Here is a 25,110-nt window from a genome sequence, read left to right as displayed (position 1 = left end):
GTTGTGGTGGGCTTTATCCGAGCGATGCCCCTTTTGCGGGGGACCACAACTGCATGATCGACGCCGCCCCTTGGGCGGGCGCGGCCGCGTCCAGCGGGGCGGCCCGCCCTTGGGGCGGGGTGGGACCGGGCGGGGCGGGACCGGGCGGGGCGGGACCGGGTGGGGCGGGACCGGGTGGGGTGGGGTGGGAAAGGAGGGGGAGGGTGGTCAGCGGCGGGATTCGGCGGGCTCGTCGGGGCCCACGAAGGCCTCGCTGCGGGCGTCGCCGTCGTCGCTGCCGCCGAAGACCCGCGCGTCGTCGGGCACCTCGGGGTCGTTGAGCCGGCGCACCGGCCGGCGGGGGCGTACCCACTGCCACGCCAGGTTGCTCTCGGCGTCCCCGATCTCGGTACGCATCCGGGGCATGGCGGTCGGCCGGTGGTCCCGGATCCAGGCGACCAGGTGCTCGCGGACCAGGCAGCGCAGGTCCCAGAGGCTGCCGGCGTCGGCGGCGCTCACGAGGGCACGCACCTTGATCGTCCCGCCGGTCGCATCGGTCACCTGGAGCACGCAGACCCGGCCGTCCCACAACTCGGTGCCCTCGACGAGGCGGCGCAGCTCCTCCCGCATGGCCTGCACCGGCACCGCCCAGTCGACGTCGAACTCGGCGGTGCCCAGCACCGCCGCCTCGGTGCGGGTCCAGTTCTGGAACGGCTTGCTGGTGAAGTACGAGGTGGGCAGGATCAGCCGCCGGTCGTCCCAGATCTGCACGACCACGTAGCTGAGCGTCAGCTCCTCGATGCGGCCCCACTCCCCCTCGACCACCACGACGTCGTCGAGGCGGACCGCGTCGCTGAAGGCGAGCTGGAGCCCGGCGAAGACGTTGCCCAGCAGGCTCTGCGCGGCCAGCGCGGCGACCACACCGACCACACCGGCGCTGGTCAGCACGCCGGCGCCGATGCCGCGTACGGCCGGGAAGGTCATCAGCATCACGCCCACCGCCAGCACGACGATCACCGCGATCGTCAACCGGCGCAGCATGACCACCTGGGTCCGCACCCGCCGCGCGTGCCGGTTGTCCGGCACGTCCACCCGGAACCGGGCCAGTGCGGTGTCCTCCGCCACGACGAGCAGCGAGGCGACCAGCCAGGCGACGCTGGCGATCACGCCGAGCACCAGCAGGTGCAGCAGCACCTGCCGCCACTGGTCGCCGACCGCGTAGCCGGTGCTGAACCGCACGGCGAACTGGACGGCGACGACGGTGGCGGCGACCTGGATCGACCGGTGCGCGTGGTCGGTGAGCTCGGTCAGCAGCAGCGAGCGCCGACCGACCCGCCGGATCACGCGGTGCGCGACCTCGACCGCGAACAAGGCGATCGCCGCCGCGGCGAGCGCGGCGACGATCGTCCCGAGGTAGCTCTGCACAGGTTTCTTCCTCCTCCTGGCGCCGGACACGTGCTTCGGGCAAAGGCCCAATAGTGCCCGGCGACGCCGGAATCGACCAGGCTCAGACCTTGCGATACCGGGACTGCAGGAAGCAGAAGACGCCGAAGGCGGCGATACCGAGCGCCACCAGGGTGAGCAGGATCTGGCCGTACGCCTGGTCGCGCAGCGTGCGCAGTGCCGCGTCCAGACCGCGGGCCTTCTCGGGGTCGTAGTTGACGGCGGCCAGGATGATCAGCAGGCCGGAGATGCCGTACGCGACGCCCTTGGCGATGTAACCGGCCATGCCCAGCCGGCGGGTGAGCTGGCGCGTCTTGGCGTTCATCTCACCGGTCTTGAGGTGCTTCTCGAAGCGCTTGATCAGCCCGTAGATCACCAGGCCGACGCCGATCGCGGCGAGCACGAGCCCGGCCAGACCGACCAGCCAGCGGCCGCCGGAGGACTCCATGAGCTTGCCGGTCAGCGCCTCCTGCTGGTCGGCGCTGTTGGAGCCGGCGTCCTTGAAGACCTTGAAGGCCGTCCAGGCGAAGTAGAGGTAGACGACAGTGCGTCCCGCCGAGGCGACCCGCTCCCAGACGCGCTCCTTGCCGCGCTCGGCGCGGTGCCCGACGGCCGCCTCCAGCGCCTGCCAGATCGCCATGGCGAGCAGGCCGACCGCGATGGTGACGACGAGGAACTTGCCCAGCGGCTGGGCGGCGATGGTGCGCAGCGCGCCGGACTGGTCGCCGTCGTCGCCGGCCTTGCCGAACGCGATCTGCAACGCCAGCCAGGCGAACAGGAGGTGCACGATGCCGTAGCCGATGAAACCGACTCTGGCCAACAACTCGAGCCACCTGCTGTTCGCCGTACGGGAGGCGGTGGCTTCGGCATTCCGGGTGAGTGACATGGCGCCTCAATCACCGAATACGAAGATTTCCAAACGTCGGCCACCGCCGCCCCGACGGATCAGTTGCCGGGATTCCTCGACACCCGGATCTTGACCTCCTGGTCGGTGACGCTGTCCAGCGTCACCGCGAAGCCGCCGACCTCGGTGGCCTGCTGGCCCGTCGTCAGCGACAGCTGCTCGCCGGCGACCTCGACGGTGACCTGGTCGCCCTGCGCACCGATCAGCTTGGCCTCCACCCCGAGGATGGTGGCGCTGGCGTCCACGCCCCGGTCGAAGGTGACGGTGCAGGCGTCCAGACCGCAGTCGGTGCTGGCGCCCTCGGAGCTGCAGCCGGCGAGCACGGCGGCGCCGAGCGCCAGGCCGGCCAACAGGCCGGCGGCCCGGCGGGTGGGGGTCAGCGGGAAGGCAACACGTCGGTTCGTCACCCCGCCAAGGGTACGAGACGCGGGCCACTCCGGCAGGGCGTGATCATCCGCCCAGGTGGGGCGCCCGGGGCGGGGCGTTAGGGTCCCGGCATGCCGTTCGACATCGCCCGCACCCGGGCCGCCTACCCCGCCCTCGCCGAGGGCTTCGTCCACCTCGACGGCGCCGGGGGCACCCAGACCGCCGCCGGAGTCGTCGACGCGGTCACCGCCGCCATGCGCGCGGCGGTGGGCAACCGCAGCGCCGCCTTCGCGCCCGGCCGGCGCTCGCTGGAGATGGTGACCGCCGCCCGCTCGGCCGTGGCCGACCTGCTCGGCGCCGAACCCGACGGGGTGGTGCTGGGGCCGAGCGCCACCGCGCTGACGTACACCCTGGCCCGCACCCTGGGTGCCGGCTGGCGGCCCGGCGATGAGGTCGTGGTGTCCCGGCTCGACCACGACGCGAACGTACGGCCCTGGGTGCAGGCCGCCGAGGCCGCCGGCGCGACGGTGCGCTGGGCCGAGTTCGACCGGGACACCGCCGAGCTGCCGACGGCCCGCTACGCGGAACTGGTCGGCGAGCGGACCCGGCTGGTCGCGGTGACCGCGGGCAGCAACACGACCGGCACCGTCCCGGACGTGGCGGCGATCGCCGCGACCGCGCACGCCGCCGGCGCGCTGGTCTGCGTCGACGGCGTGCACTCGGTGCCGCACGGGCCCACCGACATCGCCGCGCTGGGCGCCGACTTCCTGGTCACCAGCGCGTACAAGTGGTCCGGGCCGCACCTGGCCGCGATGGTGGCCGCCCCGGCGACGTGGGAGCGGCTGCGCCCGGCGAAGCTGCTGCCGTCGTCCGACGCGGTGCCGGACCGTTTCGAGTACGGCACCCCGAGCTTCCCCCTACTGGCCGGCGTGGCCGCCGCCGTGGACCACCTGGCCGGGCTGGACCCGACGGCCACCGGGAGCCGCCGCGAGCGGCTGGTCGCGGGGCTGGGTGCCGCGCGGGCGTACGAGGAGTCGCTGCTGGACCGGCTGCTCGCCGGGCTGGCCGCGCTGCCCGGCGTCACGGTGCTCGGCTCCCCCGCCCGGCGCTGCCCGACGGTGTCCTTCCGGCTGGCCGGGCTCTCCCCGCAGCGGACCCAGGAGGAGCTGGGCGCGGCCGGCTTCTGCCTCTCCGCCGGCGACTACTACGCGTACGAGTACTTCCAGGCGATGGGGCTGCGCGACAGCGGCGGGGCGGTGCGCGCCAGCCTCTACCACTACAACACGGCGGAAGAGGTGGACCGGTTGCTCGGCGAACTGGACCGGCTCGCCGGTCGCGGGGGCAGAATGGCCGGGTGAGCACCCTGGTCGAGGACAATCCCGCCAAGCACCGGTTCGAGATCCTGGTCGACGACGCGCTGGCCGGGTTCACCGCGTACCTGCCGCGCGGCGAGGTGCTGGTCTTCACCCACACCGAGGTCGACCCGAGGTTCCAGAACATGGGCGTCGGCGCGGCCCTGGTCCGGGGCACCCTCGACCAGCTGCGCGAACGCGGCACGACGGTGGTGCCGCGCTGCCCGTTCATGGCGGCCTTCATCGGCCGCCACCCCGAGTACGCCGACCTGGTCACCCCCGAGCCGTAGCCCGGGGGCACCGGTCGGGGGCGCAGGAGCGGTCAGCGACCCGTCAGCAGCCCGACGGCGGCGTGGGCGGCGGCCCGGGTGGCGCCGTGGGTGGCGACGTGGACCGCGCCGGTGACCAGCTCGGGCACGCCCAGCTCGACCACGACCGCGTCCGGACGGGCGGCCAGCGCACGGCTCACCGACGCCCGCATCCAGTCGTGCCGGTGCAGGTCGCGCACCACCAGCACCACGCACCGGCCGGCCGCCCCGGCGGTCGGGTCGGCGGGCACGTCGGCCTCGGCGTAGCGGACGGTGGTGGTGCCGGCGAGCAGGTCGGCCAGCGGGGCGGCGAGCCCCCACGGGGTCTCCGGACCGATCGCGATGTTGCGCGGCGGCTCGAACTCGACCACGTGGACGGGACCGGTCAGCGGCAGCGCGCCGACGCCGGCGGGCGCGGTGGTGACCCGCAGCGCCCGGCGGGCGGCGGCCAGCCCGACGGCCGAGCCGGCGGCGCTCGGGCGGGACCGGGACGGCCGCTCGGCCCGGGCGGCCACCGTCCAGGCGGCGAGCTCCCCCACCCGCTTGGCCGCCTCGGCGAGGCGCTCCTCGGGCAGATCGCCGGCGACGACCGCGGCGACGATGGCGTCCCGCAGCAGCCGGGCCGTCCCCTCGTCGGCGCGCTCCCCGCCGACGCAGATCGCGTCGGCGCCGGCGGCGAGGGCGCGCACGGCCGTGGCCGCGAAGCCGTACCGGTCGGCGACCGCCCGCATCTCCACCGCGTCGGTGACCACGACGCCGGAGAAGCCCAGCTCGTCGCGGAGCAGCCCGCCCAGGATCCGGTTGCTGAGGGTGGCGGGCAGCTCCGGGTCCAGCGCCGGCACCAACAGGTGGCCGGTCATCACGGCCTGCACCCCGGCGGCCACGGCGGCCCGGAACGGGGCCAGCTCCACGGCGTCGAGGCGGGCCCGGTCGGCGCCGATCCGGGGCAGGTCGTGGTGCGAGTCGACCTGGGTGTCGCCGTGCCCCGGGAAGTGCTTGGCGCAGGCGGCGACCCCGCCCGACTGGAGGCCGCGTACCCAGGCGGCGGTGTGCCGGGCGACCAGCGCCGGCTCGGCGCCGAAGGCGCGTACGCCGATCACCGGGTTGGCCGGGTTGGAGTTGACGTCGGCGTCGGGGGCGTAGTCGAGGGTGATCCCCAGCGCGGCGAGGTCGGCGCCCAGGTCGCGGGCGACCTCCTCGGTCAGCGCCGGGTCGTCCACCGCGCCGAGGGCGAAGTTGCCGGGCCGGGAGCTGCCCCGGGCGGACTCGATCCGGGTGACGTCGCCGGCCTCCTCGTCGATGGCGACGACGACGTCGGGGCGCTCGGCGCGCAGGGTGGCGGTGAGGGCGGCCACCTGCTCGGGGTCGACCACGTTGCGGGCGAAGAGCACCACGGAGCCGAGGCCCTCGCCGAGCCAGCGGCAGATCCAGGGTGGCGGCGTGGTGCCGACGAATCCCGGCTGGAGGACGGCGGCGGCCAGGGCCGTCAGGCTCCCGTCGCGCCCGCTCACGCCGGCCCGCCGGTGTGGTGGCTGATGTGTCGCTCGCTCATGCGGTCGTCGTACCCCCGTCTTCTCCGCGCCCGGCGGCCCGCCACCGGCGGCGGTGCTGACATGGTCACACCGTGCGAGGAAATAGTCAATAAACCTTACAGTTGCCGTCGGGCGCGGCGCTGGGGACAGTTCGGGGATGGATCCCCTGCTGCTGGCCGACGCCACGAGCCCGGCCGACATCCCCGGCGTACGCCTGCTCGGCCTGGTCGTCGGTGGCCTGTTGCTGCTCGCCGCGATCCGCGCGATGTTCCGGCGCTGAGGCGCCGCCCGGCGCCGGCACCGCGGTTCGACGGCGGCCGTCGGGGTACCGCCTGCCTCGTTGGACCGGTACGACACGGCAAGGGGGAACGATGAGGATCGGCTACTTTCTGTCCACCGAGGAGTACACGCCGGCCGAGCTGCTGGAGCAGGCGCGCAGCGCGGAGCGGGCCGGCTTCGAGGCGCTCTGGATCTCCGACCACTACCACCCGTGGACGGACGCGCAGGGGCAGAGCCCCTTCGTCTGGTCGGTGATCGGCGCGCTCAGCCAGGTCTGCCAGCTCCCGGTCACCACCGCCGTGACCTGCCCGACCGTGCGCATCCACCCGGCCGTCCTGGCGCAGGCGGCGGCCACCAGCGCGGTCCTGCACTCCGGGCGGTTCGTGCTCGGGGTGGGCAGCGGCGAGGCGCTCAACGAGCACATCCTCGGCGACGCCTGGCCGCAGGCCGACGTCCGGCTGGAGATGCTGGAGGAGGCCGTCGAGGTGATGCGCGAGCTGTGGCGGGGCGGCTTCGTCAACCACCACGGCAAGCACTACACCGTCGAGCACGCCCGGATCTACACCCTGCCGGACACTCCCCCGCCGGTCTACGTCTCGGGCTTCGGCCCCAAGGCCGTCGACCTCGCCGCCCGCATCGGCGACGGCTTCGTCAACACCTCACCCGACGCCGAACTCGTCCAGCGGTTCCGGGAGAACGGCGGCGGCGACAAGCCGTGCCAGGCCGGCTTCAAGGCGGCGTACGCCCAGACCGAGGAGGAGGGCGTGCGGATCGCGTACGAGCGCTGGCCGAACGCCGGGGTGCCCGGCGAGCTGTCCCAGGTGCTGCCCTCGCCGCGACACTTCGAGCAGGCCGGCCAGCTGGTCCGCCCCGAGGCGATGAAGGACGCCTTCGTCTGCGGGCGGGACACCGACGCGCATCTGGCGAAGATCGACCAGTACGCCAAGGCCGGCTTCGACGAGGTCTACGTGGCCAACACCGGCCCGAACTGGCAGGGCCTGCTCGACCTCTACCAGCGCGAGGTGTTCCCCCGCGTACGCTGACCGCCACCTCAGGTGTAAGGAAGGGCCCCTTCCTATCGCGTACGCGATAGGAAGGGGCCCTTCCTTACACAACGGAGCGCGGTTTCGGCGCTGATCGCCGGGGGTACCTCCGGCCCTCGATGAAACTGTCCACGCACTCCACGACACTGCGCCGCGCGGCCAAGAGCCTCTTCGGCTGGACCGCACTGCGGCCCCACCAGTTGGCCGCCATGCGGGCGGTCATGAAGCGCCGTGACGCCCTGGTGGTGCTGCCCACCGGCGCCGGCAAGTCGGCGATCTACCAGATCCCGGCCAGCCTGATCCCCGGCCCGACCGTGGTGATCTCCCCGCTGCTCGCCCTTCAGCAGGACCAGATCGCGGCGCTCAACGAGCGGCAGCGGCCGGAGCTGCGTGCGGTGCGGATCAGCTCGAACGAGTCGGCCGCCCAGCAGTCGCAGGCGATCACCGAGATCCGCGAGGGGCGGGCCGAGTTCCTCTTCATCACCCCGGAGCAGCTCGCCAACCCGGACCGGATGGCCGAGGTGAAGTCGCTGAAGCCGGCGCTGGTGGCGATCGACGAGGCGCACTGCATCTCCGCCTGGGGGCACGACTTCCGCCCGGACTACCTGGCGCTGGGTCACCTCATCGACGGCATCGGCCGGCCTCCGGTGGTGGCGCTGACCGCCACGGCCTCCCCGCCCGTACGCGACGACATCATCGCCCGGCTGCGGCTGACCGAGCCCGAGGTGGTGGTCTCCGGGCTGGACCGGCCGAACCTGTTCCTCGAGGTGGCGCACTGCCCCACCGAGGACTACCGGTGGCGGCGGCTGCTCGCCCTGCTGAGCGACGACACCCGGCCCGGCATCATCTACGTGCCCACCCGGCGCTCCGCCGAGGAGCTGGCGGCCCGGCTCTCCGACGCCGGTCACCCGGCCCAGTACTACCACGGCGGGATGGCGTCCGGACCACGCGCCGAGCTGCACGAGGCGTTCCTCGCCGACCAGGTGCCGATCATGGTCGCCACCTCGGCGTTCGGCATGGGCATCGACAAGCCGAACATCGCCTGGGTGGTCCACATGGCGCTGCCGGACTCGCCGGACAGCTACTTCCAGGAGATCGGGCGGGCCGGCCGCGACGGCGCCCCGGCCCGGGTGCTGCTGCTGTGGCAGGGCGAGGACGTCGGGCTGCAACGCTTCTTCAGCGGCGGCCTGCCGAACGCCGACGAGCTGCGCGACCTGTCCGCGCTGCTGCGCAAGAAGGCACGGAACAAGAAGGAGCTGCGCGAGCTCACCGGGCTCGGCCCGCGCAAGCTCGGCCAGTACCTCGCCCTGCTGGAGCAGGTCGGCGCGGCCGAGCCGAGGGCGAAGCAGCGCATCGGCGCCCCCCGCTACTCCCCCGCGCCCGTGGACGCCGCCGCGGCGGCCCTGGCGGAGGCCGAGCGGCAGCAGACCGTGACCCGCTCGCGTACCGACATGATGCGGGCCTTCGCCGAGACCACCGCCTGCCGGGGGCAGACGCTGCTGGCCTACTTCGGTGAGCAGATGACCGAGCTCTGCGGGCACTGCGACAACTGCCACGCCGGCACCAGCACCCCCGACGACGGCGCGGTCGGGCCATTCCCCGTGCACAGCCAGGTCCGGCACCCGGAGTGGGGGCACGGCCTGGTGCTGAGCTACGAGGAGGACCGGATGACGGTTCTCTTCGACGAGGTGGGGTACAAGACGCTGTCCGTCAGCGTGGTGTCCGAACAGGGCCTGCTGACCCTCGACTAGCCTGAGCCGGGCACCGCTGGCCGGGGCCGTGGACGACGAGCGACATCAGTGCGGAAAGGGGCTTTGCCGTGATCGAGCAGCCGGCGTACACCGGATTCGGTTTCTCCGACGAGGAGTGGGGGCTGTTGGTCGGCCTGCCGCAGTCGGTGCTGACCGCGGCGAGCGCCGCCGAGTCCGACGGCACCCGGCGCACCATGGCCGAGAACGCCGCCGGGCTGGAGACCATCGCCGCCGGCCGGGAGTCGGCCAGCCCGCTGGTCGTGGCCGTGGCCGGCGAGATCGTCACCCGGGTGGGCGACCCGGAGGCTGGCGAGGAGATGCCGGTCATCGCGCCGTCCGACCCGCGCGCCTACCTGGAGGACGTGCTGGGCCGGGCCAGGGAGGCGGCGGTGCTGCTGGCCGCCCGGACGGACGAGGGCGAGGCCGGCGCCTACAAGCACTGGCTGGTGGAGATCGCCGAGCAGGTGGTGGGCGCGGCGTCCAGCGGCGGCATCCTGGGCCTCGGCGGGGACGTCGTCAGCGACTCGGAGCGCCGCTTCCGCGACCGGCTCTCCCAGGTGCTCAACGACTGACGCGACGACGACGGCGGCACCGGACGGGGTCCGGTGCCGCCGTCGCGCGTGCCGGCGACCGGGTGACCGAGCGTGCCGGCGACCGGGTGACGATGGCCGGTGGCGGCGGTCGTGACCGGGCGGTGGCGGCGGGCCGGTCGGCCGGTGGCGGTCAGGCCACGCGGCGGCGGAACAGCACGGCGGTCAGGGGCACCGAGACGGCCAGGACGCCGAGGCACCAGGCCACCGCCAGGGCCGGGGCGTTGCCCGTCGGGGTGCCCAGCAGCAGGGCGCGCAGCGTCTCGATGACCGGTGTGACGGGCTGGTGGTCGGCGAAGCCGCGGATCCAGCCCGGCATCGTCTCCACCGGCACGAAGGCGCTGCTCGGGTACGGCAGGAACATCGCCAGGAAGGTGAAGCCGCTGGCGGCCTCCGGGGTGCGGGCCAGCAGGCCGAACGCGGCCGACAGCCAGGACACGGCGAGCAGGAAGAGCAGCAGCACCCCGAACGCGGCCAGCCAGCGCAGCGGATCCACGGCCGGGCGGAAGCCGATGGCGACGGCGAGGGCCAGCACCAGCACGGTGGAGACGGTGTTGCGGGCGATGCTGGCGGCGACGTGCCCACCGAGGATCGCGGTGGCGCTGACGTCCATCGTGCGGAACCGCTCGATGATCCCGTTGGTCAGGTCGGTGGTCACGCTGACGGCGGTGGTCGCCGCGCCGAAGCTGGCGCAGAGCAGCAGGACGCCGGGCACGACGTAGGTGACGTAGCGGGTGCCGGTGTCGATCGCGCCCCCGAACAGGTAGACGAAGAGCAGCATCAGCAGCACCGGCAGCAGCAGCGAGGTCAGCAGCGCGTCGACGTTGCGCCGGGACAGCCGTACGCAGCGCGCCATCATGACGAGGGCCTCGCCGGCACGGGTCGGTCGCAGGGTCAGCTCAGACACCGGCCGCCTCCCGTCGGGCGGGCACCGGGTCGCCGGTGAGGGTGAGGAAGACGTCGTCCAGGGTCGCCTCGCGGACGGTGAACCGGGCGAGCCCCTGCCGGTCGGGATCGACCTCGTCGAGCAGGTGGCGGATCTCCGGCGCGCCACCGTCGGTGGCGACCGCCAGCTCCAGCCGGGCCGGGTCGCGGTGCGTGACACGCCCGCCGAGGCGGTGCGCCGCCTCGGCGAAGCTCCGCGCGTCACGCAGCGTCAGCTCCAGCCGGTGGGCGCCGAACCGGCGCTTGAGGTCGTCCGCGCTGCCCTCGGCGGCCAGCCGGCCCCCGTGCAGCACCGCGATCCGGTCGGCGAGGCGGTCGGCCTCCTCCAGGTACTGCGTGGTGAGCAGCACGGTCACCCCGGCGCCGGCCAGCTCGGCGACCACCTCCCACAGCCCCTGCCGGCTGCGCGGGTCGAGGCCGGTGGTCGGCTCGTCGAGGAAGATCACGGACGGCTGGCCGACCAGGCTGGCCGCGAGGTCGAGCCGGCGGCGCATCCCGCCGGAGTAGGTCACCACCCGACGGCCGCCGGCGGCGACCAGGTCGAAGCGCTCCAGCAGGTCCGTGGCGCGCCGCCGGGCGGCGGCCGGGGCGAGCCCGGCGAGCCGGGCCATCATGTGCAGGTTCTCCGCGCCCGTCTGCTGGTCGTCGAGCGCCGCGTGCTGGCCGGCGAGGCTGATCGCCCGCCGGACCCGGCTCCGGTCGCGGACCACGTCGTGGCCGTCCACGCGGGCCACGCCCCCGTCGGGCGTCGTGAGCGTGGCCAGGATCCGGACGGTCGTGGTCTTGCCCGCCCCGTTCGGGCCGAGCAGGGCGTGCACGCTGCCCCGGGCGACCCGCATGGTCAGGCCGTCGAGCACCGCCACCCCGCCGTAGGACCTGCGTAGGTCGACGGTCTCCACCGCCGCGTCTGTCACTCCCATCGCCCCTCACTCTCCGTTTTTTGCGTACGCCATACGCTGCTCTGCGTGCACCATACGCAGAAGCTAGGATGGCGGTCAACAGCGCGTACCGGGAGGTGAGGATGAGCGACGCCGACGTCGAGCTGCCGGAGAGCATCGAGCTCGCCTGGGGCCTGCGGGAACGACCCGGCAAGGGACCCCGGCGCAGCCTGACGATGCGGCAGGTGGTGGCCGCCGGCATCCGGGTGGCCGAGGCCAACGGGCTGGCGGCGGTGTCGATGAGCCGGGTCGCCGGCGAGCTGGGCGTGGCGACCATGTCGCTCTACCGCTACGTCTCCGCCAAGAGCGACCTGCTGGACCTCATGGCCGACGCCGCGTACGGGGACCCGCCCGCGCCGCGCGGCCCGGACGAGGGCTGGCGGCCGGCGCTCGCCCGCTGGGCGCTGGCCAACATGACGGCGATCCACCGCCACCCGTGGATCCGGCAGATCCCGATCAGCGGCCCGCCGTTGGGCCCCAACCAGGTGCGCTGGATGGAGCAGGGGCTGGCCGCCCTGCGCGGCACCGGCCTGCGCGGCATCGAGCGGCTGTCGACGATCATGCTGGTCAGCGGGTACGCCCGGAACTGGGCCACGCTCACTGCCGACCTCGACGAGGCCGCGGCGCGCGAACAGATCGACCCCGACGACGCCGGGATGCGGTACTGGCACCAGCTCGCCCTGCTGACCCGGCACGGCGCGTATCCGGCGATCCGGGAGCTGCTGGCGGAGGACGCCGAGGGACAGCAGGACGAGGTGTTCGACACGGAGTGGCAGTTCGGCCTCGACCGGATCCTCGACGGCGTCGAGGTGCTGATCCAGGGCCGGACGGCCACGGCCTGACCCGGGGCCGGTCCCGTCGACCGGGGGCCCGGGGCGGGGCGGGAGCCGGGGCCGGAAACGCGCTGGGCGGGGCGGGCGCCCACGATGGACAATGGGCACCGGACCGGCGCGAGGACGGGGGAGCGGATGCTTCGGCGGACCGTCGTCGACACCGAGCAGGTGCCGGCGGCCGAACGCTTCGACATGTGGCTCGACCTCGTGGCGCGGACGGCCTCGCCGCTGCGGATCCGCACGGAGCACGAGCACGACTTCACCGCCCGGGCGGAGATCGTCGAGCTCGGCCCGATCCAGGTGGTCAACTACCGGTACCCGTCGCTGGAGGGCGTCCGGACGCCGAGGCTGGGGCGCGAGTCGGCCCCGGAGATCTACACGCTGGCGCTCACCGTCGACGGGGACGGCGCGGCCAGCCAGGCCGGCCGGAGCAGCGTGCTGGGGCCGGATGAGTTCATCTTCTACGACGGGTCGCGACCGCACGGGGTGCGGCACCTCGGCGACGACGACGGCCGCCATCCGGCCCGGTCCGTCGTGGCGCTCATCCCGCACGCCGCGCTGCCGCTGTCGCCGGACCGGCTGGCGCCGCTGCTCGGCGGCCGGATGTCGGGCACCGAGGGGATCGGCGCGCTGCTGGCCCAGTTCCTCCTCCAGATCGCCCACCATCCCGAGCAGTACCACGCCGCCGACGCCGCCCGCCTCGGCGCCGTCGGGCTCGACCTGGCGTCCACCATGCTCGGTCGGCACCTGGTGGCCGAGGACGTGGTGCCGACCGAGGTCCGCAGGCGCGCCCTCGTCGCCCAGATGCGGGCGTACATCCAGCGGCATCTCGGGGACGCGACGCTGAGCCCGCAGGTGGTGGCGGACGCGCACCACGTCTCGCTGCGTACCCTGCACCGGCTCTTCGAGGCCGAGGAGTCGACGGTCGCGTCGTACATCCGCGACCTGCGGCTGGCGCGGTGCCGGCACGACCTCGCCGACCCGGGCCTGCGCGGCCAGCCGATCCAGGCGATCGGGGCCCGCTGGGGCTTCCCCGACAAGGCCCACTTCAGCCGGATCTTCCGCAAGGCGCACGGCGTCGGGCCGCAGGCCTGGCGGGCCGGCCAGGCGGAGTGAGCGCGGCACGGAGAGTCAACCCGGCGGCGTCCACGGTCAACCCGGTCGGGGCAGACTGACGTCGAGGTGTCCGACCCCTGCCTGCCCCCGGCGCCGGCCGGGATCGGACCGCCGACGGGGGCCGTGGCGAGCCGCCCGCCGCCACGGGGGAGGCGGGCGGCCGCCCGGTGACCCGGCCCCGGCCCCGGCGCCCCCGCCCAGGAGCGGCGCCGGGGCCGCCTCAGGCGTCCTCCAGCAGTTCGAGCACGATCCGCTCGGCCTTCTCGCGGGGCGTCGCGGGGTCGACCGGGGCCACCACGCCGTCGTGGAAGAGGTCGACCACGCGCGGGTCGACGTAGGAGGTGCGGGCCACGGTGGCGGTGTTGCCGAGCAGTTCGGCGACGTCACGCATCACCGCCGCGACCGCCCGCCTGCCGGCGGTCGCCGAGCGCGGCGGGCCCACCGTCGCCAGCTCGGTCGCCGCCCGCACCGTGGCGTGCCAGGTGCGGAAGTCCTTCGCCGTCATCTCCCCGCCGCTGGCGTCCCGCAGGTACTCGTTGACCTCGTCGCTGCGCACGTCGCGCCAGTCCCCGCCATCCCGGTAGCCGAACAGCCGGTCGGCCGACCGGCGCTGGCGGCGCAGGTTGACCAGCACCCGGCACAGCTCCGGGTCCTCGATGCGACGCACCTGCTCGATGCCGCCCTTGGCGGGGAACTCGAACACCACGCAGCCGCCCCGGGACCGGGCGTGCTCGGGGCGCAGGGTCGACACCCCGAACGTCGGATCGTCGCCGGCCGCGTACTGGTCGCTGCCGACCCGGAACGTGCCCATGTCGAGCAGCCGGGTCACCGTCGCCAGCACCCGGTCGCGGTGCAGTCCGCGGCCGGACAGGTCCCGCCCGACCCGCTCGCGCAGCACCGGCAACCGGCGGGCCACCTCCAGCACGTGGTCGAACTTCGCCTCGTCGCGCCTCGCCCGCCATGTCGGGTGGTAGAGGTACTGCTTGCGCCCGGCCGCGTCGATGCCGGTGGCCTGGATGTGCCCGTTCGGGTACGGACAGATCCACACGTCGCGCCAGGCGGGCGGGATCACCAGCGCACGCAGCCGGCCCAACCGGTCGGGGTCGCGGACCGGCTGCCCGGACGGATCCAGGAAGAGCCAGCCCCGACCGCGCCGGCGTCGCCCGTACCCCGGCCTGCCCGGATCACTACGCCGCAACCGCACGACAGACCCGCACCGCCCGTTCCACCTCGTCCACGGCGGCCACCACCTCGTCGACCCCGATGGCCGCCAACGTCGGATGGCTTCCCGCCCCGTCCCACCTGGGCCGACCCTGTCCACCCGCCCACAGCACCCGGTGCCGGGGCCGGCCCGGCGGCGGCCCCCACCGCGCCGGGGAGACCGGGCCGAAGAGCACCACCGACGGCGTGCGGTAGCCGGTCGCCAGGTGCGCCACGCCCGTGTCCCCGCTGACCACCAGCCGGGCGTACGCCACCAGCGCGGCCAGCCGGCCCAGGTCCGTCCGGCCGGCCAGCACCGCGTCGGCGGACAGCCCCGCGGCGTCCGCGATCCGCTGCGCGGTGGCCCGCTCGTCGGGGCTGCCGGTGAGCACCACCCGGTGCCCCCGGGCGGCCAGGTCCCGCGCCAGCGCGGCGAAGCGTCCGGGCGGCCAGCGCTTCGCCGGGATCTTGGAACCCGGGTGCAGCACGGTCACGCCGGTCGGGACGCCGCCGGGGGCCGGGCGCCGCAGGTCCAGGTCGGTGCGGTCGGCGGGGATGCCGTACCAGTCGAGGAGCCGGCACCAGCGGTCGACCTCGTGTTCGTCGTCGCGCCATTCGGGGCCGTCGTGGTGGCCGGCCTCCGGGCTGGCGTAGGCGAGCAGCCGACCGGGACGGGTGCCGGCGAGCATCCGGTGCGACTCGGGCCCCCGGCCGTGCAGGTTCACGGCGACGCGCGGCGTCCGCAGGGCCGGGTCGGGGCGACCGAGCCCGTCCGTGGGCACCAGCCGGTCGACGCCGCCGACCAGGTCGACCAGCGGCGCCAGCCAGCCGGGTGCCGCGAGGACGAGGTCCCGGCCGGGGTGGGCGGCACGCAGGGCGCGCAGGGCCGGGACGGCGGTGGCGAGGTCGCCGACGCCGAGGGCGCGCAGGGCGAGGATCACGGGTAGGAGGTCTCCTGGTCGGCGCAGACGACCATCTCGCGGACGGCGCAGCCGGCGGGTTGGGACAGCGCGAACATGACGGCGGCGGCGGTGTCGGCGGGGTCGTTCAGGACGGCGTCGGGACCGGGCTTGTACGCGGCGTCGCGCTCGTCGAAGAACGCCGTGCGCATGCCGCCGGGGATGAGCAGCGTGACGCCGACCCTGCCGGCGAGTTCGGCGGCGAGGGCCCGGGTGAAGCCGACGACCCCGAACTTCGCGGCGCAGTACGCCGTCGCGTCGGCCACGGCCTTCACCCCGAGCGTGGAGGCGACGGTGACGATGCTCCCCCGGGAGGTCTCCAGGAAGGGCAGGGCGGCCCGTACGACGGCCGCGGTGGCGAGCAGGTCCACGGCCACGATCCGCTCCCAGGTCTCGCCAGGGGTGTCCGCCAGCTTCCCGGGCACGTCCATCCCCGCCGCGGTGACCACCGCGTCCAGCCCGCCCGAGCGCTCGGCGAGCTGCCGGGTGGCGGCCTCGGCGGCGCGGGTGTCGGCCAGGTCGCACTCCACCCACGGCACCCCGTCGGCGGGCGCCTGCCGGTCCAGCACCAGCGGACGTCCGCCGGCCCGGGCCACGGCCGCGACCACGGCGGCGCCCAGGCCGCTCGATCCGCCCGTGACCAGCACGGTGCGCCCCGCGCCGGGCGACCCGGCGCTCATCGGGTGCCCTCCGTCGTCGTCGGTCCCGCGAGGCCGGCCCGCGCCCGTCCGGGCTCGCCGCCGGGTCTCGCCGACGCGCCACCGGGAGCGGGACCGGCCGGCGGCACGGTGTCGGTGAGCGGCGGCCCGTCGAGCGGCCCGGCGGTGCCGGTGGAGCGGGCGGCGGCGATCAGCCCGGTCGTGGAGCGGCCGTCCAGGTACGGCACCACCACGGCGTTGCCGCCCCAGCGGCGCAGGACCTCCGCCTCGGGCAGGGCGGGCTCGCCGCCGTCACCGGCGTAGTCGCCACCCTTCACCCAGACGTCCGGCCGCAGCCACGACAGCGCCGCGTGCGGGGTGGCCTCGTCGAAGATCATGACCGCGTCGACGCAGCTCAGCGCCGCGAGCAGCCGGGCCCGGTCGCCCTGCGGGATCACCGGCCGGTCCGGGCCCTTCAACCCCGTCACGCTCGCGTCGGAGTTGAGGCAGACCACCAGGCAGTCGCCGAGCTGCCGGGCGGCCTGCAACGTCGCCACGTGCCCGGCGTGCAGCAGGTCGAAGCAGCCGCCGGTGGCCACCACCGTCCCGCCGGACGCGCGTACCGTCGACACCACGCCGGCGGCCGCGGCCACGCCGACGCGCTCGCCGCCGGGGCCGGAGACCGCCGGCGGCAGCGGACGCACCGCCCGCGGCAGCGCCGTCGCCACTCCCCCGCCGGCCACGTACGCCGACGCCTCCGCGACCGCCTCCTGCACCGCCTCGGAGACCAGCGCCCCCCGCGCCAGAGCGAGGCTGGCGGTGGCCGCGAACCGGTCACCGGCCCCGCAGGTGTCCCCCTCGGCGACGGCGGGGGCGGACACCACCATCGGCGTCGCGCCCGCGTGGCAGAGCAGCGCCCCGTCCCCGCCCAGGGTCACCGCGACCGCGCCGGCGCGCCAGCGCTGGCGCAGCCCCTGGGCGCCCCGCGCCGCCGTCGCCAGCCGGGTCGCCCCCGGCGTGACCGTGACCAGCTCCCGCACCTCGGACTCGTTGGGGGTCAGCAGGTGCACCCCCGCGACCGCCGCCGGTCCCCGTGGGTGCGGGTCCCAGACCACGGGGGCCCGGGTGGCGGCCAGTGCCGCCCGCAGCGCGGGCTGCCGGGCGACGCCCCGGCCGTAGTCGCTGACCAGCACGGCGGAGGCCCGGGCGATCACCCGCAGCGCCGCCTCGGACGGCTCGCCCGGCGTACCGGCCGCGCCGCCCCGGTCGTGGCGCAGCAGCACCCGACCCCGGGCGCGCAGCCGGACCTTCTCCGGCGTGCCGCCGCGCAGCCCGAGGGGATACACCTGCACGCCGGCGTCGGTGAGCAACGAGGCGAGGCGGGCACCCCCCGCGTCGTCCGCCAACGCGGTCACCAGCACCACGTCGGCGCCCTGCGCGGCGGCGAAGACCGCGGCCAGCCCGGCGCCGCCGGGCCGGTCGACGTGCGCGGTCTCGTCCAGCACCGGCACGGGCGAGTCCGGGCAGAGCCGGTTCACCACCCCCTCGACGTCCCGGTCCAGCAGGGTGTCACCGACCACCACGACGGGTCCCCTCACGCTTCCCTCCTCATCACGCCTGGACCTGCTGACCTGCACCGCCGTCGAGCACCACCTCGACCCCGGTCCGTACGGGCGCGGCGGGTGCCACCGGCAGCGCCCGCTCGACGTACTCGCAGAGGAGGTGGCTGGTCACGAGGTGGAGTTCCTGCACGACCTGACTGTCGACCGAGCCGACGGCGAGCACGTCGTGGCACAGCTCCGCCAGGGGGTTGGGGGCGGGGCCGGTCAGGGCCCAGCAGGTGAGCCCGCTGTCGCGGCCGGCCCGGGCGGCGGCGAGCAGGTTGGCGCTGGTGCCGCTGGTCGACAGCAGCAGCAGGACGTCGCCGGGGCGGCCGTGGGCGCGTACCTGGCGGGCGAAGACCTCGTCGTAGCCGTAGTCGTTGCCGATGGCGGTCATCGCGGAGGTCTCCGCGTGCAACGCGATGGCGGACAGGGGCTGGCGGTCGTCGCGGAGCTTCCCGACGAGTTCGGCGGTGAGGTGCTGGGCCTCGGCGGCGCTGCCGCCGTTGCCGGCCACCAGCAGCCGGCCGCCGTCAACCAGCCGACGCGCGAGGGCCTCCCCCCACCGGGCCAGGAGCGTCTCGTGCCGCCGGAAGGGCGCCAGCGCCGCCGCCAGGTTCGTCAGGTGCGCGTCCAGCGGCGTGGGTGCCGCCATCAGGCCACCACCCGGGTCGGCCGGTGGACCGCCACGTCGCCGTAGACCTCCACCAGCCGCTCCGCCGTGGCCGCCCAGGAGTACCGCCGCCGGGCCCGTTCCCGCGCCGCCGTCGCGTACGCGAAGCGGCGGATCCGGTCGTCGAGCAGCCCCTGGATCGCGGCGCCCAGCGCACGCGGGTCCCGGGCCGGCACCAGGTCGCCGGTGACGCCCTCGACCACGGTGTCCTTGATCCCGCCGACGGCGGTGCCCACCACGGGCACGCCGCACGCCATCGCCTCCAGCGGGGTGAGTCCGAACGGCTCGTACCAGGGGGCGGCCACCAGGACGTCCGCCGAGCGGTACCAGCGGCCCATCTCCTCGCGGGGCACCGCGCCGACCAGTCGCACCCGGTCGGCGACCCCGCAGCTGACCGCGAGGGCGCGCAGCCGGCGGGCGTACGGGTCGGTCTCCAGCAGGCCGGCGGGCGGGCCGCCGACGACCACGCACTCGGCCTCGGGCACGTACGCCATCGCCCGCACGACGGTCTGGAAGCCCTTGCGCTCGACCAGCCGGCCGACGGTCAGGATCCGCGGCCGGCCGTCCTCCCGCTCGGCGGCCGGCCCCAGCGGGGCGAACGTGCCCAGGTTGACCCCGGACGGCACGACCGTCATCCGGGACCGGGGCACGCCCATCCGGACCAGCTCGCCGACCTCGTCGCGGCACTGGGCGATGACCCGGTCGACGGCCCGGCCCAGCTCCCGCTCGTAGCCGATCCGGCGGGCCGGGCTGGTGTCCTGCACGCCCTGGTGGCGCCGCTTGACCACCCCCAGGGCGTGGTACGTCTGCACGACCGGAACGCCGGTCTGCCGGCTGGCGGCCAGCGCGGCGAGGCCGCTCATCCAGAAGTGCGCGTGGATCACCTCGGGCATCCAGTCGCCGCCCCGCCACCGGTCGACCAGCCAGCGGCTGAACTCCCGCATGTGCGGCAACAGGGCGTCCTTGGCGACCGGCTCGGCCGGCCCCGCCGGGACGTGCACCACGTCGTAGCCGTCGGCGCTGCGTACGGTCACCGGCAGGTCCACCGCATCGCGTCGGGTGTAGACCCGCACCTCGTGTCCGGCGGCCGCGAGCGCGGCGGAGAGCTCGGCGACATGCGTGTTCTGACCGCCGGCGTCCTCGCCGCCCAGGATGGCGAGCGGGCTGGCGTGCTCCGAGATCATCGCGATGCGCATACTTCCTCCTCCAGCAGCCGGTCCCAGTCGGCGAGGAAACGGTCGAGGCCGTAGCGGTCCCGGGCGGCGGCGCGGGCCCGCTCCCCCGCCCGGCGTGCCTCCGCCGGTTCGTCGACGAACCGGCGGGCGGCGTCGAGCAGGGTGTCGAGCCGGGTGGACAGCGCGCCCGCCCCCGATGGCACCGCCATCGCCGCCTCCGTGGCGGCCAGCGCGACCACCGGCATCCCGATGGACATCGCCTCGATCAGGCTCAGCCCCAGGGAGGTCCACCGGCACAGGTGCAGGTACGCCCGCCGCCGCCCCAACTCGGCGTGCATCCGGTGCTGGGGCAGGTCGTCGTGGCTGGTGAGCCGGTCGGCGGGCAGGCCCAGGTGCTCGGCCAGCCCGGCCACCTTCATGCCGAAGACGTCCAGCGGGGCGATCTCGGCGAAGCGGGGCAGCAGGTCGGTGCCGGTGACCCGCCCCCGGCGTACCGGCTCGTTGATCACCACCGCCAGCCGCTCGAGCTCGCCCGTATACTCCGTGGCGGGAGGGACGATGCCGTGGTCGACCACGGTGGTGCGGGTGGCGCCGGTGTCCCAGAACAGCTCGTTGAACCCGGTGACGTGCGCGACGAGCAGGTCGTCGCGGTCGGCCATGGGGTGCCGGCTGTTGGGCACGTCGCCGTCCTTGGGCGTGTTGTGCTCGACGTAGACGGCGGGTACGTCGCGGCCGGGCCGCCGGCCGAGCCACCGCTCGGCGAGGTCGATCTCCTCGGGGCGTTGCAGGACGACCAGGTCGACGTCGGCGGTGCGCAACTGCTCGGGGGTCACCTCGACGGCCGTGTCGGGCCACGGGTAGGTGCGGGCGCGGCCGAGGCCGTAGGGGCCCCGGTCCGGGGTGACGGGCACCAGGTACCGGTGCTTGCCGTGCACGAACGACGTGGTCCAGGAGCCGTGCACGTGCCACAGGAGCAGGTTCATCCGCCGCTCCCGCCGATGGTGGCCAGCGTCGGCCCGCCGGCGGACGGGCTACCGGTGGGCGGCCCCGACCGAGCTGACGGGGTCACCCCGAGCAGTCGCAGCGCGTCGACGACCTCCTCGGGGTCGACGTTGCTGAGGCAGGGGTGTCCGGGCACCGGGCAGCGCGCCGCCCGGGTGTCGCGGCAGGCGGCCTCCGCGTCGCCGAGGCGCACCGTGGGCACCCGCCACGGCCCCCACTGCCCGAACGGCACCGTGGGGGCGAACAGGCTGACCACCGGCACCCCGTGGGCGGCGGCGAGGTGCGCGGGGCCGGTGTTGCCGACCACGACCGCGCCGGCGCCGGCGACCGTCGCGGCCAGCCCGGCGAGGCCGGTCCGCCCGCCCAGGTCGACGGCGACGCCGCCGGCCACCCGCGCGGTCAGCTCCTGCTCGTCGGCGCCGCCGGTGACCACCACCCGGTGGCCGGCGGCCGTCAGGGCGCGGGCGACCCGCGCGGCCAGCTCCGGCGGGCAGCCCCGGGCCTGCGCCGCCGAGCCGGGGTGCAGCACCACGTAGCCGGACGCGCCGACCTCCGGCGGCGGCGCCTGCGCCGGACGCAGGCGCAGGGCGGGTCCGTCGTGGTCGGCGAGGGCGAAGCCGGCGGCGGCGGCGAGGGAGAGCGCGCGTTCCGGTTCGGGTACGCCGGCCGGCACGCGGTGCCGTACGTCGAGCAGGCTGCCCGGGTAGTCGTCGCTGATGGCGCTCACGCGTCCGACTCCGGCCAGGCGCAGCAGCAGGGCCAGGGGAAGGGGCGACTGGTGGAAGCTGGTGAAGACGACCGCCTCGTCGGCGTGCACGGCGGCGAGCCGGTCGGCGAGCTGACGCATGTCGGCGGGGTCGACGGGGTCGGGCGCGGGGTCGATCCAGGGCAGCCGGTGTTCGACGATCTCGTCGACGCCGGGCAGGAGTTCCGCCGCGGCGCGTCCCCGGGGCCCGCACAGCAGCACCACCCGCTCGGCGTGGGCGGCGACGGCGCGGATGGCGGGCCCGGTCACCAGCACGTCCCCGGCCGAGTCGGCGCGTACCACCAGCACCGTTCCCGCCCGGCGCCGGCCGCCGCGTCGTGCGGTGTCGGTGCCGGTGCCGGCCTGCCGGTAGGTGGCCGGGTCGACCGCCGCCTGGCGGCGCAGGATCTCCGCCACCGCCGCCGGGAGATCGGGGGCCACCTGCGGGGCGGCGGCCACCTCCTGCGGGCGGGTCACCGGCGTGGGCACCAGGATCCCCGACGCGCCCGCGGCCGACGCCGCGATCATGTCCCGGCCGATGTCCCCCACCAGCACGCACCGCGCCGGCACGGTGCCCAGCTCCCGCGCCGCGGCGTGCACCAGCCCCGGCGCCGGCTTGCGGCACCCGCATCCGTCGCCGTCGTCGTGCGGACACACCAGCCAGGCGTCGAACGGCCCCAGCAACCGCTCGACCCGGGCGTGCACCGCCCGCATCTGCGCCCCGGTGAACAAGCCACGGGCCAGGCCGGACTGGTTCGTCACCACCGCCAGCCGCAGGCCCGCCGCCCGCAACCGGTCCAGGGCGGCTCGCGCCCCCGGCACCGGCCGTACCTTCTCGGGGTCGCCGTTGTACGGCACGTCCTCGATCAGGGTGCCGTCGCGGTCCAGCAGCACCGCGTCGAACAGGACGGGCCCGGACCCCGCCGCGCCAGCGCCGGCAAAAACCCGGGCTGACCTGCGCTGATCCGGCTCCACCTGGTCCTGTCGCACAGCCGGCGGGTTCCCGGCGCCCCGGGGAGTAAACGTCGTCCCGGACGCGCCCGCCGCGTCGTACGCCGGCGGCGCCGACACGCCGGCCCGCAGGTGCCGTTACCCGTCGCCCGGGAGAAGCTAACCCGTCGGCACCGTTAGCCCCGACCGCACCCGGGGTATGGGAGCGCAGTGGCGATTGTGGAGAAAGTGATCAAAGCTTCCCCGCAGCAGGTCTGGGCGGTGCTCGCGGACGGGTGGACGTACAGCGACTGGGTCGTGGGCACGGTGCACGTGCGCGACGTGGACGACGCCTGGCCCCGGGTGGGCAGCCAACTGCACCACAAGGCCGGGCCGTGGCCGTTCTCCCTGCACGACGTCTCCACGGTGCTGACCTGTGACCCGCCGCGCCGGCTGGTGATCCGCGCCGGCCTCTGGCCGGCCGGGGAGGCCATCGTGGTGTTCACCCTCGAAGCGGTCGGCGCGGACGCCACCCGGGTACGCCTCGGCGAGGACTTCGCCGCCGGTCCGCTGCACTGGGTGCGCAACAAGATCAACGACCTGGTGCTGCACCAGCGCAACAAGGAGACCCTGACCCGGCTGGCCGACATCGCCAGGCGGCAGAAGGCGGACGCATGACGCAGACCGTGGTGGTCACCGGTGCGAGCGCCGGCGTGGGACGGGCGGTCGCCCGCCGGTACGCCGAGCGCGGCGCCCGGCTCGCGCTGCTCGCCCGCGGCGAGGCCGGGCTGGCGGCCGCCGAGCGCGACTGCCGGGAGCTGGGCGCCTCGGAGGTGCGCACCTACCGGGTGGACGTGGCCGACGCCGGGGCGGTGCAGCAGGCCGCCGACGACGTGGTGCACCGCTTCGGCGGCATCGACGTATGGGTGAACAACGCGATGGTCTCGGTCTTCGCCCCGGCGTGGGAGATCCCGGCCACCGAGTTCCGGCGGGTCACCGAGGTCAACTATCTCGGCACCGTGCACGGCACCCTCGCGGCGCTGCGGCACATGCGGGCACGTGGGCGGGGCGCGGTCGTGCAGGTCGGCTCCGCGCTGGCCTACCGCGGGATCCCGTTGCAGTCGGCGTACTGCGCGAGCAAGCACGCCGTCCAGGGCTTCAACGACTCGCTGCGGGCGGAACTGCTGCACGACTGCCCGGGCGTGAAGCTGTCGATGGTGCAACTGCCGGCGATCAACACCCCGCAGTTCTCCTGGGTACGCACCCGGCTGCCCCGGCACCCCCAGCCCGTACCGCCGATCTTCGCACCCGAGGTGGCCGCGAAGGCGATCGTCTGGGCGGCCGACCACGGGCCGCGCGAGCTGAACGTGGGTGGCCCGACCTGGCGCGCCCGGCTCGGCGACGTCCTCGCCCCCGGCCTGCTCGACCGGAAGCTGGCCCGCGACGGCTACGACAGCCAGCAGACCGAGACCCCGATCGACCCGGCCGCCTGGCGGGACAACCTGGACCGTCCCGGGGACGACGAACGGGACCGGGGCGCGGAGGGCGTGTTCACCGACCGGGCCCGGGGCCGCTCGGCCGCCCTGTGGATCGGTACGCACAAGCCGGCCGTCTCCGGCGCCGCCCTGGCGGGCCTGGCGGTGGCCCTCACCGCGCTGGCCCGCCGCCTCCGCTGACCCGGAACGGGCCCTCGTCGGGGCGGAAGACGGGGCGGTAGGGGTGGCCTTTTCGACCCGGATGTGGCAACTGGCTACGCTCTGAGGGAGCCCTGTCCGCCGACCGAGGATGTCCGACATGATCGAACCCGTGCAGTTGCCCGTGCCGTGGCGGGACGCACGCCTGACCGTCGTGGTTCCCACCTACAACGAGGCGGGCAACCTCCCGGTGCTGGTCGAGCGGCTGCTGGCCCTGCCGCTGCCGGGCCTGAAGATCCTGGTCGCCGACGACAACTCGCCGGACGGCACGGGTGAGGTGGCGGACAAGCTGGCCATCGAGCACCCCGACCGGGTCGAGGTCGTGCACCGGGCCGGCAAGGAGGGCCTCGGCCGGGCCTACGTGGACGGCATCGGACGCGCCCTCGAGGGCGGCGCGGAGTACGTGGCGCAGATGGACGCCGACCTGTCGCACCCGCCGGAGGCGCTGCCGGGCATGCTCGGCGCGCTGCTTTCCACCCAGGCCGGCGTCGTGATCGGCTCCCGCTACGTGCCGGGCGGCGAGCTGGACGAGAACTGGCCGCTCTACCGGCGGGCGCTCAGCGGCTGGGCCAACCTCTACGTGCACACGCTGCTGCGGGTCCGGATCCGCGACCTCACCGCCGGCTTCAAGATCTGGCGGGCGGACGCGCTGCGCGACATCGGCCTGGAGCGGGTGCAGTCCAACGGCTACAGCTTCCAGGTGGAGATGCACTACCTGGCCACGAAGCTGGGGCACACCATCCTGGAGGTGCCGATCCGCTTCGAGGAGCGGCGCGACGGCGCGTCCAAGATGACCACCGCGACCAAGATCGAGAGCGCGCTGATGCCGTTCAAGCTCCGCAGCAAGCACCGCAACATCGAGCGCTGACCCGACCCGAACCCCCGCCGTGCCGCCCCGCCCTGCCACGCTGCCACGCCACGCCACGTCCTGCCCTGGTCCCGGGTTCCGTTCAGCGGGCCGGGCCCGGGGCGGCAGGCGAACGGCGGAGGACGACGGACGGGTGGGGCAAGGGCCAAGGCGAGCGGTAGAGGCGGCGAGCCGGTAGCGGCAGCGAGCGGCGGACGGGCGACCTTGGCTCCCGGCCGTCCGCCGCGCGGAACGTCCGACACCCGG

General features: G+C 75.2%; 25 protein-coding genes. 11 read left to right on the top strand and 14 right to left on the bottom strand.

Annotation, left to right across the window (positions count from 1 at the left end):
• Positions 1 to 207: 207 nt before the first annotated feature.
• The 3 genes from RM555_RS26590 to RM555_RS26580 all read right to left on the bottom strand — a co-directional run bounded on the left by RM555_RS26590 (position 208) and on the right by RM555_RS26580 (position 2,733).
• On the bottom strand, positions 208 to 1,404 hold the full coding sequence (locus RM555_RS26590; protein ID WP_311414305.1) for a mechanosensitive ion channel family protein: 1,197 nt from the start codon (positions 1,402 to 1,404) through the stop codon (positions 208 to 210).
• 82 nt (positions 1,405 to 1,486) lie between these two features.
• A complete protein-coding gene (locus RM555_RS26585) occupies positions 1,487 to 2,308 on the bottom strand; it encodes a DUF1206 domain-containing protein (RefSeq protein ID WP_311414304.1) in 822 nt (273 codons plus the stop codon).
• Between the two features lie 59 nt (positions 2,309 to 2,367).
• Positions 2,368 to 2,733, bottom strand: a complete 366-nt coding sequence (locus RM555_RS26580; RefSeq protein WP_311414303.1) for a hypothetical protein — start codon at positions 2,731 to 2,733, stop codon at positions 2,368 to 2,370.
• Between the two features lie 90 nt (positions 2,734 to 2,823).
• Between RM555_RS26580 and RM555_RS26575 the strand changes: the two genes are divergently transcribed.
• Positions 2,824 to 4,050 carry a cysteine desulfurase-like protein gene (locus tag RM555_RS26575; protein ID WP_311414302.1) on the top strand — a complete coding sequence of 409 codons (1,227 nt, stop codon included), beginning with the start codon at positions 2,824 to 2,826 and terminating at the stop codon, positions 4,048 to 4,050.
• Entirely contained in the window at positions 4,047 to 4,334 is a 288-nt protein-coding gene (locus RM555_RS26570) for a GNAT family N-acetyltransferase (RefSeq protein WP_132236008.1), read from the top strand. The genes RM555_RS26575 and RM555_RS26570 overlap by 4 nt, the downstream gene beginning before the upstream one ends.
• Before the next feature lie 32 nt (positions 4,335 to 4,366).
• On the opposite strand, the gene RM555_RS26565 is transcribed toward RM555_RS26570, so the two are convergent.
• Positions 4,367 to 5,863 carry a glycoside hydrolase family 3 protein gene (locus RM555_RS26565; RefSeq protein WP_311414301.1) on the bottom strand — a complete coding sequence of 499 codons (1,497 nt, stop codon included), beginning with the start codon at positions 5,861 to 5,863 and terminating at the stop codon, positions 4,367 to 4,369.
• A 178-nt stretch (positions 5,864 to 6,041) separates the two neighbouring features.
• Here RM555_RS26565 and RM555_RS26560 point away from each other — a divergent pair, with 178 nt between their 5' ends.
• The 4 genes from RM555_RS26560 (at position 6,042) to RM555_RS26545 (ending at position 9,529) form a co-directional block, all read left to right on the top strand.
• Positions 6,042 to 6,164: a hypothetical protein gene (locus RM555_RS26560; protein ID WP_255474757.1), complete on the top strand. Its 123-nt coding sequence runs from the start codon at positions 6,042 to 6,044 to the stop codon at positions 6,162 to 6,164.
• A gap of 91 nt (positions 6,165 to 6,255) precedes the next feature.
• A complete protein-coding gene (locus tag RM555_RS26555; RefSeq protein WP_311414300.1) occupies positions 6,256 to 7,206 on the top strand; it encodes a TIGR03557 family F420-dependent LLM class oxidoreductase in 951 nt (316 codons plus the stop codon).
• A gap of 119 nt (positions 7,207 to 7,325) precedes the next feature.
• On the top strand, positions 7,326 to 8,957 hold the full coding sequence (locus RM555_RS26550; protein ID WP_311414299.1) for a RecQ family ATP-dependent DNA helicase: 1,632 nt from the start codon (positions 7,326 to 7,328) through the stop codon (positions 8,955 to 8,957).
• 68 nt (positions 8,958 to 9,025) lie between these two features.
• Positions 9,026 to 9,529 carry a hypothetical protein gene (locus RM555_RS26545; RefSeq protein ID WP_311414298.1) on the top strand — a complete coding sequence of 168 codons (504 nt, stop codon included), beginning with the start codon at positions 9,026 to 9,028 and terminating at the stop codon, positions 9,527 to 9,529.
• 151 nt (positions 9,530 to 9,680) lie between these two features.
• Here RM555_RS26545 and RM555_RS26540 read toward each other — a convergent pair whose 3' ends face one another.
• Positions 9,681 to 10,454: an ABC transporter permease gene (locus RM555_RS26540; protein WP_311414297.1), complete on the bottom strand. Its 774-nt coding sequence runs from the start codon at positions 10,452 to 10,454 to the stop codon at positions 9,681 to 9,683.
• Positions 10,447 to 11,412 (bottom strand): ATP-binding cassette domain-containing protein, encoded by a 966-nt coding sequence (locus tag RM555_RS26535; protein WP_311414296.1) that lies wholly within the window; start codon positions 11,410 to 11,412, stop codon positions 10,447 to 10,449. The genes RM555_RS26540 and RM555_RS26535 overlap by 8 nt, the downstream gene beginning before the upstream one ends.
• Positions 11,413 to 11,513: 101 nt before the next feature.
• Between RM555_RS26535 and RM555_RS26530 the strand changes: the two genes are divergently transcribed.
• Positions 11,514 to 12,272, top strand: coding sequence for a TetR/AcrR family transcriptional regulator (locus RM555_RS26530; RefSeq protein WP_311414295.1), 759 nt, complete (start codon positions 11,514 to 11,516; stop codon positions 12,270 to 12,272).
• A gap of 126 nt (positions 12,273 to 12,398) precedes the next feature.
• Positions 12,399 to 13,379, top strand: coding sequence for an AraC-like ligand-binding domain-containing protein (locus RM555_RS26525; RefSeq protein ID WP_311414294.1), 981 nt, complete (start codon positions 12,399 to 12,401; stop codon positions 13,377 to 13,379).
• Positions 13,380 to 13,599: 220 nt separating this feature from the next.
• Here RM555_RS26525 and RM555_RS26520 read toward each other — a convergent pair whose 3' ends face one another.
• From RM555_RS26520 to RM555_RS26485, 8 genes are read right to left on the bottom strand one after another with little or no spacing between them, the layout of a single operon-like run.
• Positions 13,600 to 14,583 (bottom strand): DNA topoisomerase IB, encoded by a 984-nt coding sequence (locus tag RM555_RS26520; protein ID WP_311414293.1) that lies wholly within the window; start codon positions 14,581 to 14,583, stop codon positions 13,600 to 13,602.
• Positions 14,567 to 15,520 (bottom strand): glycosyltransferase family 9 protein, encoded by a 954-nt coding sequence (locus RM555_RS26515; protein ID WP_311414292.1) that lies wholly within the window; start codon positions 15,518 to 15,520, stop codon positions 14,567 to 14,569. The genes RM555_RS26520 and RM555_RS26515 overlap by 17 nt, the downstream gene beginning before the upstream one ends.
• On the bottom strand, positions 15,517 to 16,218 hold the full coding sequence (locus RM555_RS26510; RefSeq protein WP_311414291.1) for an SDR family oxidoreductase: 702 nt from the start codon (positions 16,216 to 16,218) through the stop codon (positions 15,517 to 15,519). The genes RM555_RS26515 and RM555_RS26510 overlap by 4 nt, the downstream gene beginning before the upstream one ends.
• Positions 16,215 to 17,774: a PfkB family carbohydrate kinase gene (locus RM555_RS26505; RefSeq protein ID WP_311414290.1), complete on the bottom strand. Its 1,560-nt coding sequence runs from the start codon at positions 17,772 to 17,774 to the stop codon at positions 16,215 to 16,217. Before RM555_RS26505 ends, RM555_RS26510 begins: the two co-directional genes overlap by 4 nt.
• A 13-nt stretch (positions 17,775 to 17,787) precedes the next feature.
• Entirely contained in the window at positions 17,788 to 18,435 is a 648-nt protein-coding gene (locus RM555_RS26500) for a D-sedoheptulose-7-phosphate isomerase (protein ID WP_311414307.1), read from the bottom strand.
• Positions 18,432 to 19,646: a glycosyltransferase gene (locus tag RM555_RS26495; protein WP_311414289.1), complete on the bottom strand. Its 1,215-nt coding sequence runs from the start codon at positions 19,644 to 19,646 to the stop codon at positions 18,432 to 18,434. Before RM555_RS26495 ends, RM555_RS26500 begins: the two co-directional genes overlap by 4 nt.
• Entirely contained in the window at positions 19,631 to 20,608 is a 978-nt protein-coding gene (locus RM555_RS26490; RefSeq protein ID WP_311414288.1) for a glycosyltransferase, read from the bottom strand. Before RM555_RS26490 ends, RM555_RS26495 begins: the two co-directional genes overlap by 16 nt.
• Positions 20,605 to 22,266, bottom strand: coding sequence for an HAD-IIIA family hydrolase (locus tag RM555_RS26485; RefSeq protein ID WP_311414287.1), 1,662 nt, complete (start codon positions 22,264 to 22,266; stop codon positions 20,605 to 20,607). Before RM555_RS26485 ends, RM555_RS26490 begins: the two co-directional genes overlap by 4 nt.
• A gap of 285 nt (positions 22,267 to 22,551) precedes the next feature.
• On the opposite strand from RM555_RS26485, the gene RM555_RS26480 reads away from it, so the two are divergent.
• From RM555_RS26480 to RM555_RS26470, 3 genes are all read left to right on the top strand, one after another.
• Positions 22,552 to 22,980, top strand: a complete 429-nt coding sequence (locus RM555_RS26480) for an SRPBCC family protein (protein ID WP_311414286.1) — start codon at positions 22,552 to 22,554, stop codon at positions 22,978 to 22,980.
• Positions 22,977 to 23,978 (top strand): SDR family oxidoreductase, encoded by a 1,002-nt coding sequence (locus RM555_RS26475; protein ID WP_311414285.1) that lies wholly within the window; start codon positions 22,977 to 22,979, stop codon positions 23,976 to 23,978. The genes RM555_RS26480 and RM555_RS26475 overlap by 4 nt, the downstream gene beginning before the upstream one ends.
• Before the next feature lie 118 nt (positions 23,979 to 24,096).
• Positions 24,097 to 24,864, top strand: a complete 768-nt coding sequence (locus RM555_RS26470; RefSeq protein WP_311414284.1) for a polyprenol monophosphomannose synthase — start codon at positions 24,097 to 24,099, stop codon at positions 24,862 to 24,864.
• Positions 24,865 to 25,110 lie beyond the last annotated feature (246 nt).

Source organism: Micromonospora reichwaldensis, from assembly GCF_031845925.1.
GTDB classification, from domain to species: domain Bacteria; phylum Actinomycetota; class Actinomycetes; order Mycobacteriales; family Micromonosporaceae; genus Micromonospora; species Micromonospora reichwaldensis.
The sequence above is the reverse complement of the archived record's forward strand: the minus strand, read 5'-3'. Positions and strand labels throughout refer to the sequence as shown.